This window comes from Candidatus Goldiibacteriota bacterium, assembly GCA_016937715.1.
Classification (GTDB): Bacteria; Oederibacteriota; PGYV01; order PGYV01; family PGYV01; genus PGYV01.
Genome location: JAFGWA010000026.1, coordinates 1 through 13598, shown reverse-complemented (window position 1 = coordinate 13598; position 13598 = coordinate 1). Strand labels below are relative to the sequence as shown.

10 protein-coding genes are annotated in these 13598 nt (G+C 42.4%); 1 reads left to right on the top strand and 9 read right to left on the bottom strand.

Features of this window, described 5'->3' with window-relative positions; translation table 11 throughout:
* Positions 1-4: 4 nt before the first annotated feature.
* The 5 genes from JXR81_03335 to JXR81_03315 are packed head-to-tail and all read right to left on the bottom strand — an operon-like array spanning position 5 to position 5479.
* Entirely contained in the window at positions 5-928 is a 924-nt protein-coding gene (locus tag JXR81_03335) for a hypothetical protein (GenBank protein MBN2753882.1), read from the bottom strand.
* Positions 925-1950: an endolytic transglycosylase MltG gene (mltG, locus tag JXR81_03330; protein MBN2753881.1), complete on the bottom strand. Its 1026-nt coding sequence runs from the start codon at positions 1948-1950 to the stop codon at positions 925-927. Before mltG ends, JXR81_03335 begins: the two co-directional genes overlap by 4 nt.
* Positions 1943-2368 (bottom strand): Holliday junction resolvase RuvX, encoded by a 426-nt coding sequence (gene ruvX / locus JXR81_03325; protein MBN2753880.1) that lies wholly within the window; start codon positions 2366-2368, stop codon positions 1943-1945. The genes mltG and ruvX overlap by 8 nt, the downstream gene beginning before the upstream one ends.
* A gap of 18 nt (positions 2369-2386) precedes the next feature.
* A complete protein-coding gene (gene alaS / locus JXR81_03320) occupies positions 2387-5017 on the bottom strand; it encodes an alanine--tRNA ligase (protein MBN2753879.1) in 2631 nt (876 codons plus the stop codon).
* Positions 5018-5479, bottom strand: a complete 462-nt coding sequence (locus tag JXR81_03315; GenBank protein ID MBN2753878.1) for a regulatory protein RecX — start codon at positions 5477-5479, stop codon at positions 5018-5020.
* 167 nt (positions 5480-5646) lie between these two features.
* On the opposite strand from JXR81_03315, the gene JXR81_03310 reads away from it, so the two are divergent.
* Positions 5647-6066 carry a hypothetical protein gene (locus tag JXR81_03310; GenBank protein MBN2753877.1) on the top strand — a complete coding sequence of 140 codons (420 nt, stop codon included), beginning with the start codon at positions 5647-5649 and terminating at the stop codon, positions 6064-6066.
* Between the two features lie 50 nt (positions 6067-6116).
* Here JXR81_03310 and JXR81_03305 read toward each other — a convergent pair whose 3' ends face one another.
* The 4 genes from JXR81_03305 to JXR81_03290 form a co-directional block, all read right to left on the bottom strand.
* The gene (locus JXR81_03305) at positions 6117-6992 is read right to left on the bottom strand and encodes a ParB/RepB/Spo0J family partition protein (GenBank protein MBN2753876.1); all 876 of its coding nucleotides are present in this window, start codon (positions 6990-6992) and stop codon (positions 6117-6119) included.
* Entirely contained in the window at positions 6989-7780 is a 792-nt protein-coding gene (locus JXR81_03300) for a ParA family protein (GenBank protein ID MBN2753875.1), read from the bottom strand. Before JXR81_03300 ends, JXR81_03305 begins: the two co-directional genes overlap by 4 nt.
* Positions 7781-7788: 8 nt before the next feature.
* Positions 7789-8910: a hypothetical protein gene (locus JXR81_03295; protein ID MBN2753874.1), complete on the bottom strand. Its 1122-nt coding sequence runs from the start codon at positions 8908-8910 to the stop codon at positions 7789-7791.
* A gap of 103 nt (positions 8911-9013) precedes the next feature.
* The coding region (locus tag JXR81_03290) for a hypothetical protein (protein ID MBN2753873.1) at positions 9014-13598 on the bottom strand (4585 nt) is incomplete at its 5' end.

Below are 13598 nucleotides of genomic sequence, written 5' to 3'. Positions count from 1 at the left end.
ACAATTACTCTAGCTCTTTTTCCGGCTCCGGGTAATAAATTGTGGTGCCTCCCGAATTGTCATCGCCGCCTTCCTGTCCTTCTTTGGGATGAGGCAGCGGGTCAAAAGAATAATTGGCTTTTACGGAAAATAAAATATCATCCGGTTCATTTGCATACACCCTGTAAGCATCCAGTAAAAAATCCACGGAAAACACAAGGTCAAATCCGCCGTTAAAAGAAAGTACAGCCTGCGGCACAGCTTTCCATATATATGAGAAATATTCGCCATATATCCAATACTGCGCGCCGGCTTCACACAGAAGCGTAATTTTCTGTTTTTCCGGGTCATTAAACACTTCAACACCCATCCCCGCCATTGCCGTAATTTCATTTTTATACATTACATTTTTAAGGTTCTGTTCAAATATTACATCCGCGTAAAACCTAAGCAGCCATAAAGGCATACGCGCCTGCGCCCTTAATATCAGATTCAGTTTATCGCTATAATCCAGAAGCCTTGGATCGTCAGGCAGATTTTCAATTAAAGGCACCCTTATTCCGGCGCCCACGCTGAACATATCCCCTATTTTCCTGTCCGCTGCCACTGTAAGCGACTGAAAATTATTTAAATTATAATCACCCATTTTCTGCAGGACATGCAGAACACTTATCCCCGCGGAATAATCTTCCGGAAGGTTTATTGAAAGCCTGAAAGACTGCGACATTCCGGTCATCACCTGCGTGGTAAGCCCTTCAAGAAGCCTGTTATAGTAACTGTCTTCACCCTGAATAATATAAAAACTTTTATATTCAAAATATTTTTCCGTATATTCGGCCTGCAGGTAATAGGGTTGTGTATATACGGGCGCGCCAGAATCCGCGGTAAAAGCGCAGACACACGCGGCCTGAATTAAAAACAGGGCTGCGGCAAACAGTGATTTTTTCATTTATTGTCCTTGTACTGCTGTTTGGCCGCGTTATGCTGATTTAAAGTTTCAGAAAAAGTATGCGCCCCGTCAGCCTTTACCACAAAGTACCTGTATTTTGTGTCTGCCGGAGCCATTGCGGCTTCTATACTTTTAATTCCCGGATTGCATATCGGCCCGGGGGGTAATCCGATAGTTATATATGTGTTATAGGGAGAATTGAATCTGAGATCCTTGTATAAAAGCGCGCCTTTTTTCTTATTTTTAGCGTACCTTACCGTGGCGCAGGATTCAAGCCTCTGCAGGTATGCTTCTTCCGACTTTAACCTGTTATAGAATACAGAAGCCACTTTGGGCCTTTCAGAATCCAGCTGCGCTTCTTTTTCTATTATAGAGGCAAGTTTTAAAATTCCGTATCCGTTTATTTTATAACCGTTGATTACATAATTTTCATCTATATTCAGGGCAACTTTCTGCTTAAACCGCGCGTACATGGCCGCTATAACGCGCTCTTCTGTCTCCCCTTTTACAAAGCTATAAGTGTCAGGAAAAAGAAAACCTTCCGCATTGTTTCTTGGAAATCCGTTTTTCTTAAGGAATTCCGGATCCCTGCACAAAGCCATAAAGCGCGCGGGGTCAGCCATACTTTTTGACGCAAGCGCCGCGGCTATTTCGGATACATCCATGCCTTCGGTCACGGTAACAGGGTGTTTGATAACATCCCCTATTGCCATTCTTTTTATAATACCCGCTATGTTTTCATTATAGCCAAATTCATACTCTCCGGCTTTCAGGTTTGTGGTATTGCCTGAAATAATTGAATATACCCTGAAAACCGTCCTGTTTCTTATAACACCGGCATTTTTTAATTCCCTGGAAATAGCCCTTATTCCTGAACCGTAATTTATATATACATTTACCTTATCATCAGACAGCGGATGAACCGGTATAAAAAAACAGAAAATTACGGCTGATAATAACGCCATAAAAAAAACAGTCACAAATTTAACCGCCGCCGTTAAAGTTTTTTTGCGTTCAGACATTGCGCTCCCTCATTTTAAGAAAATCAAGGTAATTCTGCAGAATAAGAGCCGCAGCCACTTTATCCACGGTTTCTTTTCTTTTGTCGCGCCTCATACCGCCGGCAATAAGCATTTTATTAGCCTGCATAGAAGTAAGCCTTTCATCCCACATCACTATTTCCATTTCCGGAAAAAGCGTTTTTAACCTTTCCGCAAGTTCATTGGCAAACGTTGTCTTGGGATTATCCGTCCCGTTCATATTTAAAGGCCTGCCGACTACAAGCCTGCCCGGTTTTCTTTCTTCCACCACTTTTTTAATTTCTTCATCCGTTTTCTCGTTTACTTCTATGTAGCCTATTCCCGCCGCTATTAAAGCGGTTTCATCGCTTGATGCCACGCCTATCCTTTTCGTACCTGAATCAAATGCCATTATTCTCAATGTGATTCTCCTGTTGTTTTATGCCGTCAAAGTTTTTATTAATTCTATTACTTTATTTATGGCTTCATCCACTTTTGAAGGGTCCTTGCCTCCGGCTTCGGCCATGTCTTTTCTTCCGCCGCCGCCGCCGCCGCATACGGCAGCCGCCTCTTTAACTATCTTTCCGGCATCAAGTTTTCCTGATGCGTCATCAGAAACAACGCACAGGAAAGAAATTTTTCCTTCTACGGAATTCGCTATTAAAGCCGCTCCTTTTTTTACCCTTGCCTTTAAAATATCGCCAAGGTCCCTTACAGCCTTTTTATCGGCATCCGCGAACTTAACAGTTATTAGCTTATATCCGTTTATCTCCACGGCAGAATCAAGGTAACTTTCCACATTTTTTAACACATCAGCTTTTTTGTATTCAGAAATACTTTTTTCCATCTCTCTATTTTCAGATGCAAGTTTTTTCAGCCTTTCCTTTATATCATCTATAGACGATACCTTAAACTGCTCTTTTAAGCCGTTTATAAAATCATCATATTCCCCAAAAAGCGCCTCAGCGCCCCTTCCGGTTACGGCTTCTATCCTGCGCACTCCCGCCGCCGTGGAACCATACGAGATTATCTTAACCATACCAATCTCTCCGGAATTGCTTATATGCGTCCCGGCGCACAGCTCAAGCGAGACATCACCGACTGTAACCATTCTGACTTTATCTTTATATTTATCATCAAAAAGCGCCATGGCCCCTTTTGCTTTTGCCTGATGAAAATCAAGCAGTTCAACATTTACGTCATAGCTTTCCTGTATCCAGCCGTTCATGATAAACTGCACTTTTTTTATTTCATCTTCGGTAAGCGGCGCGAAATGCGTAAAGTCGAACCTTAACCTGTCGGGTCCCACATACGAACCTGCCTGCTCTACATGTAATCCCAATACAAGCCTTAAAGCCGCCTGAAGAAGGTGGGTGCATGTATGATTTTTCATCGTTGCGTCTCTTTCATTTTTATCAACCTGCGCCTTAACTGTCATTCCCTCTTTAATTTCGCCTTTTATTACCTTTATGATGTGAATGAATTTTTCATCCATTTTCTGCGTGTCTTTTACCTTTGCTTCGCCGCCGTCAAAATAAAGCATTCCGCTATCGCCCACCTGGCCTCCGCCTTCGGCGTAAAAAGGGGTTTTATCAAGCACCACAAATGCTTCCTGACCCGCGGCAACTGACTGCACTTTTTCTTTCTTCGCGGCAAGCAGCAGAACTTTGCACCCGTCTTCATTTATGGTTTCATAACCGGTGAACTTTGTTACATTAAGTTTTTCAAGGGTCCCTTTTGGCATTTTTTCGCCAAGCTCGGAATTAATTCCCTTCCACGCTTTTTTTGCCATTGCTCTCTGCGCTTCCATTGAAGATTTAAAACCGTCTTTATCGACGTTCATGCCGTTTTCCGCCAGAATCTCCTCTGTTATTTCAATAGGAAAGCCAAAAGTATCATAAAGTTTAAATGCGGCTTCGCCCGATAAATGCTTTTCGCCTTTATCTTTAAGGCCTTTTATTTCATGGTTAAGAAGTTCAATTCCCTTATCCATTGTCTCCGCGAATTTATCTTCTTCCATTTTTATAATCTGCATAATGTAATCTTTTCTCTGTGAAATTTCCGGGTACGCGCCGTTCATAATTTCAGCCACAGTCGGTACAAGCGTATGAAGAAAAGCTTCTTTAATTCCCAGCAGCCTGCCGTGCCTGACGGCGCGCCTTATTATCCTTCTTAATACATAACCGCGCCCTTCGTTTGACGGAAGTACGCCGTCGCCGATAAGAAAAGAAACACCCCTGGCGTGATCCGCAATTACGCGCAGGGATATGTTTGTCTTTTCATCTTTGCCGTATTTGGCGCCGGCAATCTCTTCACACTGTGTTATTATAGGCATAAACAGGTCGGTTTCAAAATTGGATAGCACGCCCTGGGAAACCACCGCAAGCCTTTCAAGCCCCATTCCAAAATCAATATTCTTCTGTGCCAGCGGCAGAAGCTTTCCGTCCGGCTGCTTGTCAAATTCCGTAAAAACGCTGTTGCATATTTCAAGAAAACGGTTATCGTTAGTCTCTATATCCTGCGCCGTCACTTTAGATTTATTATCCGGTTCAAAATCAAAATATATTTCACTGCAGTAGCCGCACGGGCCCACAGGCCCCATTTCCCAGAAATTAGTGTCTTTCCCAAGCCTGAAAATACGGTCTTCGGGAATTTTCATCTTTTTCACCCAGATATCATAAGCGTCATCGTCATCAAGATATATAGTTATATAAAGCCTGTCTTTAGGTAATTTTACGGCTTCGGTTAAAAACTCCCATATCCATTTTATGGCGTCTTCTTTAAAATAATCGCCGAATGAAAAATGCCCAAGCATTTCAAAGAAAGTGTGATGCCTTCTGGTGCGCCCCACATTGTCTATATCATTGGTCCTTATGCATTTTTGTGCCGTGGTAGCCCTTGTAAACGTCAGCGGAACTTTGCCAAGGAAATAATTTTTAAAAGGCACCATTCCGGCCACCGTAAATAACAGTGACGGATCTTCAGGTATTAAAGACCAGCTTGGTTTTATCTGATGCCCTTTGGACGCAAAAAACTGCAGGTATAATTCTCTTAATTCAGCGCTTTTCAATTAAAATTCCTCCTTCATTCCATCTGTGATTTTTTCAATTATATCATACTCAAAGCCCCTTAAAGCAAGATATTTGCCCCAATATTGGGCATTATTGAACTTATCTTTATCTTTAGGCCTGCTCTTTTTTCTATATGCCATCGCCGCTTTTGCAAGCTTTGTTTCATCAAGCCCGCTTAGTATTCCGGTATAATCCTTCTCCGCGAAACCCCTGGCTTCCAGTTTTGCCGCTATAAAAAGCCTGCCCGCCGGCTCTATCAGCGTATATTTCTCAATAATCCTTTCCATAAACGCCCTGTCATTCAGGTAATTCTTTGACTTCAGAAAGTTAATTACCTTTTCTGTTATCTGAGAATCATTGCCTTTTTTTTCAAGTTTCTTTATAAGTTCAAGTTCCGGATAATCCTGTTTTGACAGCAGGTTCAGGCAATATTTCAGGGCTTTCTCATAACTTTTATCCATATTATACCTCTTTTCAAAGTTTGAATTTTTATTATATAATACCCCGGTGCCCGGCGCAACAGGATAACACATCCGTCAAATTTCAGGCCCCTGCCTACTTTTATAATGTTGACAAACAGCGTGTTTAACCTTAAAATTAAGGCATAAATAAGCAAAGGAGCATTAAAATGACAGAAAATACAAAGAAAGTTCTTATAAACACAGGCCTTGCGCTTTCAGTTTTCATAATTGCCTTTTTTGTAATGGCGCCGCTGGAAGTGGTACGCAGGGCAAAACGCGAATTCCTTGAAGGCGAACGCCACCTTTCTTTCTATAAAAACGCGGAAGCAAAAAAACAGTATTACGATGAACAGCTGTCAAAAAAGAAAATATCCGAACCTCAGTACAGAATGCTGATGGAGGACAATTCCCTGAAAAACGCTTATGTACAGTATCAGACCGTCACGGACCTTTTTACTCCGCCTGAGAGCAAATGGGTAAAAAAGTCCCGCGAAAGGCTTAAGGAAATTGAACCGGAATATAACGCCTGGGTTCAACAGCTTCAAAAAGAGATAGAAGCCGCCGGCTATAAAAAGAAACCCAATTAAATAAAAAAACGCACCCCATCGGGTGCGTTTTTAATTTTCGGCTTATTAAATTAATCTTTAAAAACCTGCAGTATCCTTTCAAAGTCTTCCTTATTATAATACTCTATTTCTATTTTACCCCTTTTATAACTGCCCTTAATATTCACCTTGGTTCCAAGCTTAAACTTCATTTCCTTTTCAATATCCTTCATTTCCGCGGAATTGTCTGCCGGCTTAGAAGCGCTTCTGGTTCTTTTTCCGGGCATATCCGCAACCAGTTCTTCAAGTTCCCTTACAGAAAGGTCTTTTTTTACAGCCTGTTCCGCAAGGGCTTTCTGCCTGCTTTTATCATCGATACCCAGAAGTACTTTACCGTGACCTTCATTTAAACGCCCGGTTTTCACATACTGCTGTACGGATTCCGGAAGCATAAGAAGCCTTAACGTGTTGGCCACAGTCGCCCTTACGCGCCCAAGTTTTGCGGCAAGCTGCTCCTGGGTCATCCTGTAACCTTCCATAAGCTGCTTGTAAGCCATCGCTTCTTCTATGGGATTTAAATCTTCTCTTATTATATTTTCCACAACCGCCCATTCAAGTTTTTTCATTGCGGTGACATTTTTTATAACCGCGGGTACCTTTCTTAAACCCGCCCTCTGTGCGGCTATAAAACGCCTTTCACCGGCAATAATTTCATATTTACCCGAACCTGTTTCATTAAGAATAATGGGTTCTATAATGCCGTTTTCTTTTATTGACTGTATTAATTCTTCCATTTTATCAGCCGTAAAAGTCTTCCTGGGCTGCAGTGTATTCGGTTTAATATCAGAAACATTTATTTCTGACAATCCCGAGGACAGAACTACAGGCGCCTGCCCGCTTAATTTGGCCCTTGAACCCGGAATTAACGCGTCAAGGCCTTTTCCAAGCCTGCTTTTTCCTGAACTCATTTTACCAACCTCTCTTTTGATGCGTGTTTTTCACCTTTAATTATTTCTTCGGCAAGATTTTCGTATGCTTTTGCGCCTCTGGAACCTTTATCATATTGAAGTATCGTCTGGCCAAAACCCGGCGCTTCAGACAGCCTTACATTTCTTGGAATTATGGTGTCATAGGCACGGTTTTTAAATTTTTTCTTTATTTCTTCCAGCACCTGGACCGAAAGGCTTGTTCGGGAATCAAACATTGTGATAAGAGCCCCTTCTATCATAAGGTCCGGGTTAAGGCTGTCCTTAACCAGCTCCACAGTTTCAAGCAGCCTGGCAAGTCCTTCTAAAGCATAGAATTCGCACTGTATCGGAATAAGCACCGAATCCGCGGCAACAAGGGAATTCAAGGTTAAAAGCCCAAGCGCCGGGGGACAATCTATAAAAATGTAATCATAATCTTCTTTAATTTCAGCAAGCGCCTGTTTCAGCCTGTATTCGCGCTCCTGCATTTCCACAAGCTGTATTTCAGCGCCGGCAAGATTTACATTTGACGCGGCAAGAAACAAGCCGTCAACCGATGTTTTTTTTATAACCGCGGCGATATTTTCATCGCCCATAAGCACATCATTTATATTTGATTCTTCAGCGTGTTTATTTATGCCAAGCCCAATTGTGGCATTGCCCTGCGGGTCAATATCTACAAGCAAAACTTTTCTTCCTTTTGCCGCCAGATAAGCGGATAAATTGACTGTGGTGGTGGTTTTGCCCACGCCGCCTTTCTGGTTAACAATTGCTATAGTCTTTCCCATAAAACTTTTCACCTTATTCTTCCGGCTGTCCTGATTATCTGAAAATTACCTTCAGCAGCAACCGTACCTGATTTTTTTTCGGTTTTCATCCCGATTATATCATTTTCACCCGTTTTTTCAATTAATATTATATCTGGATTTTCAGGCCTCTCAAAATGATTTTCCGCCACAACACCATATTTCCCGCAGATAAGCTCCACTGTATCGCCAGGCATATACCTGGGAATCGTGCGTAAAAAAACCGCTGTAATTTCAGGATCAAATATAACTCCTGAATTCATTTTTATATAATCCCAAACCTCTTCGGGATTATAAGCCGGCCTGTGAAACCTTTCTGTAACCATTGAATCATAGACATCACACACCGATGCTATTCTGCTTAAAATAAGGATGTTATCGCCGGACAATTTTTTCGGATACCCGGTTCCGTTATACCTTTCGTGATGCTGAAGGGCTATCGCCGAAGAACTTGAAGGCATTCCGTAAACAGACCTTAAATACTCATAAGCTTTTTCCGTATGCTCCTGAATTTTTTCCATCTCGCCGGGTTTTAAAACACTGTTTTTTAAGGAAAAAGTCATGTTTTTCATCTGATAATCATACAGCATCGTTCCTATGCCCAGATCTATTACCGCACTTTTATCCATTCCAAAATTTTTTGCAGCCGCCATGCACATGCAGCATGTGTTAACCATATGAAAAACAAAATAGTTTTCTTTTCCTCTATAATCTATAAAATCATAAATAATATCAGATTTTCCGCAAAGCATCGCATACATTTTTTCCGCGTAAAACTTTAAAATATGGCCATAAGCTATCGCCCTGCCCAATTCGTTATTGGTAGATAGAAATATTTTTATATCGGCGTCATTATAACGTTTTAGAATTTCAGCGCTATTACCGCCGGTTTCAACAAAACAATTAACAACTTTTTGCAGACCGGCTATAATATTTCGTTCATAAATTTCAGATACCTTTACCGGACTCTCCGTGTAAATAAAACTTATTCTTTGTTCTTTCAGTTTTTCCGCTATCAAGGGGGTTATTTCAACACCCCGTTTTACAAGTTCTCTGCCGTCGTGCGTATATACCATTAAAGCATTTATTTCCCCTCCGGATAACTCACTCACCTTTCTTCTAAGCATAATTTTCCTTAACAAATCTGACAAATTACAGAATTTGTTTTTTAGATTTTGTAATGTTATGAATTACTCAGGTTAAAACCGGAAAACATTACCTGATCATGGTAAATTTTTCCACTGCATTCTTTGTCATTCCATTATTGGACCTTGCCTCTATAACCACTATATATACGCCGGCAGGAAGCGGCTTATCAAATTCCATAATATTCCACTTAATCTCCAGCGCGCCCGCAGAAGGTTCAAGGGTCTTTATCAGTTCACCCGCAATATTATACAGTTTAGCTTTTATGCGTGTGCCTGCCATAGCGTCATATCTTATGGTAAGTGTCCTGTATTGTGCAAGGTCAATAGGATTGGGTATAATTCTGATATTTGACAGTATTTCATAACCGTTATGAAGAACCGTCAGATTTGTCGAAGCCACAATCTTATAACCTTTGGTGTTGACGTTTACTATCTGCACTGTATAAACGCCGTTGCCCACAATCACGCCAAAATCATTGGTTCCATCCCAGAGAATCGTCTGCCCGTTATATACAATCTGCACATAGTTTACCTGATTGTTATCGCCCGGCACAAAAGCCTGTGGAGGCTCCGGAACTATTTTAATAGTATCTTCCGTTGCCGTATATGTCATATCAACAGGTATTATTTTTACAATTTCGCCTGCGCTGCTGTATATTCTAACCTGCATTTTCACGCTGTTGGTAAGCACAGTGACATCTTTTGTGACCGAGTGGACAAAACCATATTCATCCTTGCATTCCACATGTATGTAATAGACGCCGTTTTCAACACTCTTTTCCTGCTCGTTCTTGCCGTCCCATTCCACTATCATACCTTCAATATTAAGCCTTACCGTTCCGCCGTCATCCGGGCTGAATACCGGGTTTTCCACCGTAAAGTCTTTAAACATATTATATGTTCCGTATTCAACTTCTCTGGAAAGCTCTCTTACCACTTCACCCGCGGAATTATAAACCTTAATAGTAATCTGATAATTCGGCAGAGGTGTTACCGTAGGCGTTACCGTAATAGTCGGCGAGGCGGTCCAAGTGGAGGTAATAGTTGATGTCTCTGACTCTGTCGGCGTTGATGTCGGCGTATTAGTTTCTGTCACTGTGGCTGTAGCAGTAAGAGTTGCCGACGAAGTAACCGTGGCCGTTGCCGAGAATGCCGGCGTAAGCGTTACAGTAGGCGAAGCCGTGGCTGTAAAGGTCATAGTTCTTGACGCCGTGGCAGTACCTGTAGCAGTGGCCGTAGCCGTAAGAGTAGGCGTAGTTGACATTGTGTTTGTAGATGTTGCCGTAGGAGTTGATGTCGGCGACAGCATTATGGTCGGCGTATTCGTTGCCGTTACAGTATCTGTAACCGTTTCAGTAACTGTCTGCGTATTAGTTTCCGTGGAAGTCGCAGTAACAGTTTCTGTATTTGTCTGCGTGGCAGACGGCGTATCCGTCTCTGTCACTGTAGGCGTTGAAGTTTCAGTGAATGTCGGGGACAGAGTATTTGTAGGCGTCGCCGTGGAAGTCTCTGTTACTGTCTCTGTTATTGTCTCTGTAGCAGTTTCTGTAATTGTTTCGGTTACTGTTTCAGTCGCGGTTTCAGTTATCGTCTCTGTTGCTGTTTCAGTTGCAGTTTCAGTTATCGTTTCAGTCATAGTTTCAGTAGCAGTTTCCGTAACAGTCTCCGTTGCCGTCTCTGTCATTGTTTCTGTGACAGTCTCTGTAACAGTTTCCGTAACAGTCTCTGTCATCGTCTCCGTCACTGTTTCGGTGGCTGTCTCCGTCATTGTTTCCGTGACCGTCTCGGTTACCGTTTCAGTGGCCGTTTCCGTCATGGTTTCTGTTACGGTTTCGGTGGCCGTCTCAGTCATCGTTTCCGTAACCGTCTCTGTTACTGTTTCCGTGGACGTCTCTGTCATTGTTTCTGTTACGGTTTCTGTCGCAGTCTCAGTCATTGTTTCCGTAACCGTCTCTGTTACTGTTTCCGTGGACGTCTCTGTCATTGTTTCTGTTACGGTTTCTGTCGCAGTCTCAGTCATCGTTTCCGTGACCGTCTCTGTTACTGTTTCCGTGGACGTCTCTGTCATTGTTTCTGTTACGGTTTCTGTCGCAGTCTCAGTAATTGTTTCCGTGACCGTCTCTGTTACTGTTTCCGTGGACGTCTCTGTCATTGTTTCCGTTACGGTTTCTGTCGCAGTCTCCGTAATTGTTTCCGTGACCGTCTCTGTTACTGTTTCTGTAACTGTTTCCGTCATGGTCTCAGTTACAGTTTCTGTAATCGTTTCAGTGGCTGTTTCTGTTATCGTCTCTGTAACGGTCTCTGTTGCCGTTTCTGTTATCGTTTCAGTTGCTGTTTCAGTTACTGTTTCGGTCATTGTTTCCGTCATAGTCTCAGTTACAGTTTCTGTAATCGTTTCAGTGGCTGTTTCTGTCATCGTCTCTGTAACAGTCTCCGTTGCCGTTTCTGTTATCGTTTCTGTTGCTGTTTCAGTAACTGTTTCGGTCATTGTCTCCGTAACTGTCTCGGTTATAGTCTCTGTAGATGTCTCTGTAATAGTTTCGGTTACCGTCTCCGTGGCCGTTTCCGTAATAGTTTCAGTTACTGTTTCGGTTACGGTTTCGGTTATTGTCTCCGTTACAGTTTCAGTCATAGTCTCTGTAATCGTCTCGGTTACGGTTTCAGTCATCGTTTCAGTTATTGTTTCTGTTACAGTCTCCGTAGCAGTCTCTGTTATTGTCTCTGTTACAGTTTCCGTAGCCGTTTCTGTTATTGTCTCGGTTACAGTTTCTGTGGCCGTTTCTGTAATTGTCTCAGTCACCGTTTCAGTAGCAGTTTCTGTTATAGTCTCTGTAATTGTTTCTGTTACAGTCTCAGTTACAGTTTCTGTTACAGTCTCCGTCATAGTCTCTGTAATTGTCTCAGTTATAGTCTCAGTTGCTGTTTCAGTTATTGTTTCCGTAACCGTTTCTGTAATTGTCTCTGTAATTGTTTCTGTTACAGTCTCAGTTACCGTTTCTGTCATAGTCTCTGTCACTGTTTCCGTCATTGTCTCTGTAATTGTTTCTGTCACAGTCTCAGTTACCGTCTCTGTCACAGTCTCAGTGGCTGTTTCAGTTACCGTTTCCGTAACCGTTTCTGTCATTGTCTCTGTAATTGTTTCCGTTACAGTCTCAGTTACCGTTTCTGTCATAGTCTCTGTCACAGTCTCAGTGGCTGTCTCCGTTACTGTTTCCGTGACTGTTTCTGTTACTGTCTCCGTAATTGTTTCAGTTGCCGTTTCTGTAATCGTCTCTGTTACTGTCTCCGTCATAGTCTCGGTAATACTTTCTGTTACAGTCTCAGTGGCCGTTTCGGTAATCGTCTCCGTTACAGTTTCAGTAGCTGTTTCGGTTATCGTTTCTGTTACAGTTTCAGTAATCGTCTCGGTAATCGTCTCGGTTACAGTCTCGGTGTCTGTTTCTGTAATAGTCTCCGTTACAGTTTCAGTAGCTGTTTCGGTTATCGTTTCTGTTACAGTTTCGGTAATCGTCTCTGTAATCGTCTCGGTCACAGTCTCTGTGGCCGTTTCTGTAATCGTCTCTGTTACAGTTTCAGTCATCGTCTCTGTTATCGTTTCAGTCACAGTTTCAGTGGCCGTTTCGGTAATCGTCTCCGTTACAGTTTCAGTAGCTGTTTCGGTTATCGTTTCTGTTACAGTTTCAGTCATCGTTTCTGTAATCGTCTCGGTTACAGTCTCGGTGGCCGTTTCTGTAATAGTCTCCGTTACAGTTTCAGTAGCTGTTTCGGTTATCGTTTCTGTTACAGTTTCGGTCATCGTCTCGGTAATTGTCTCGGTTACAGTTTCGGTGGCCGTTTCTGTAATAGTCTCTGTGACAGTCTCCGTAGCCGTTTCAGTTATAGTCTCCGTAATTGTTTCAGTTGCCGTTTCCGTAATCGTCTCTGTTACTGTCTCCGTCATCGTCTCGGTAATAGTCTCCGTTACAGTTTCAGTCACCGTCTCGGTAATCGTCTCTGTCACAGTCTCTGTAACAGTTTCCGTTATCGTCTCGGTAATTGTCTCTGTTACAGTTTCAGTCATAGTTTCTGTAATTGTCTCCGTTACCGTTTCAGTTGCTGTTTCCGTTATCGTTTCTGTAACCGTCTCTGTCATCGTCTCTGTGATTGTTTCTGTTACAGTTTCAGTCATTGTTTCTGTAATTGTCTCCGTTACCGTTTCTGTCGCCGTTTCCGTTATCGTCTCCGTTACAGTTTCTGTCATCGTTTCAGTTACAGTCTCGGTTATTGTTTCTGTTATTGTCTCTGTTACTGTCTCGGTAATCGTCTCAGTTACCGTTTCAGTAACAGTTTCGGTTACTGTCTCTGTTACCGTCTCTGTAATTGTTTCGGTTACGGACGGAGTTGTAGTTTCCGTTATCGTTTCAGTTACTGTCTCCGTCATAGTTTCTGTAATAGTTTCTGTTACAGTCTCCGTGACGGTTTCGGTAATTGTTTCAGTTACAGTTTCTGTCATCGTTTCGGTTACTGTTTCGGTAATTGTTTCAGTGACGGTTTCTGTCATCGTCTCGGTTACTGTCTCCGTTATCGTCTCGGTTACCGTCTCTGTTACGGTTTCTGTCATTGTCTCTGTAATTGTCTCTGTTACCGTCTCTGTCATTGTTTCCGTAATAGTC

What these genes read in the sequence shown, in the direction of transcription:
- JXR81_03335 (MBN2753882.1), bottom strand. Translation starts at nt 928, where the DNA reads ATGAAAAAATCACTGTTTGCCGCAGCCCTGTTTTTAATTCAGGCCGCG.
- mltG (MBN2753881.1), bottom strand. Translation starts at nt 1,950, where the DNA reads ATGTCTGAACGCAAAAAAACTTTAACGGCGGCGGTTAAATTTGTGACT.
- JXR81_03315 (MBN2753878.1), bottom strand. Translation starts at nt 5,479, where the DNA reads ATGGATAAAAGTTATGAGAAAGCCCTGAAATATTGCCTGAACCTGCTG.
- JXR81_03310 (MBN2753877.1), top strand. Translation starts at nt 5,647, where the DNA reads ATGACAGAAAATACAAAGAAAGTTCTTATAAACACAGGCCTTGCGCTT.
- JXR81_03305 (MBN2753876.1), bottom strand. Translation starts at nt 6,992, where the DNA reads ATGAGTTCAGGAAAAAGCAGGCTTGGAAAAGGCCTTGACGCGTTAATT.
- JXR81_03300 (MBN2753875.1), bottom strand. Translation starts at nt 7,780, where the DNA reads ATGGGAAAGACTATAGCAATTGTTAACCAGAAAGGCGGCGTGGGCAAA.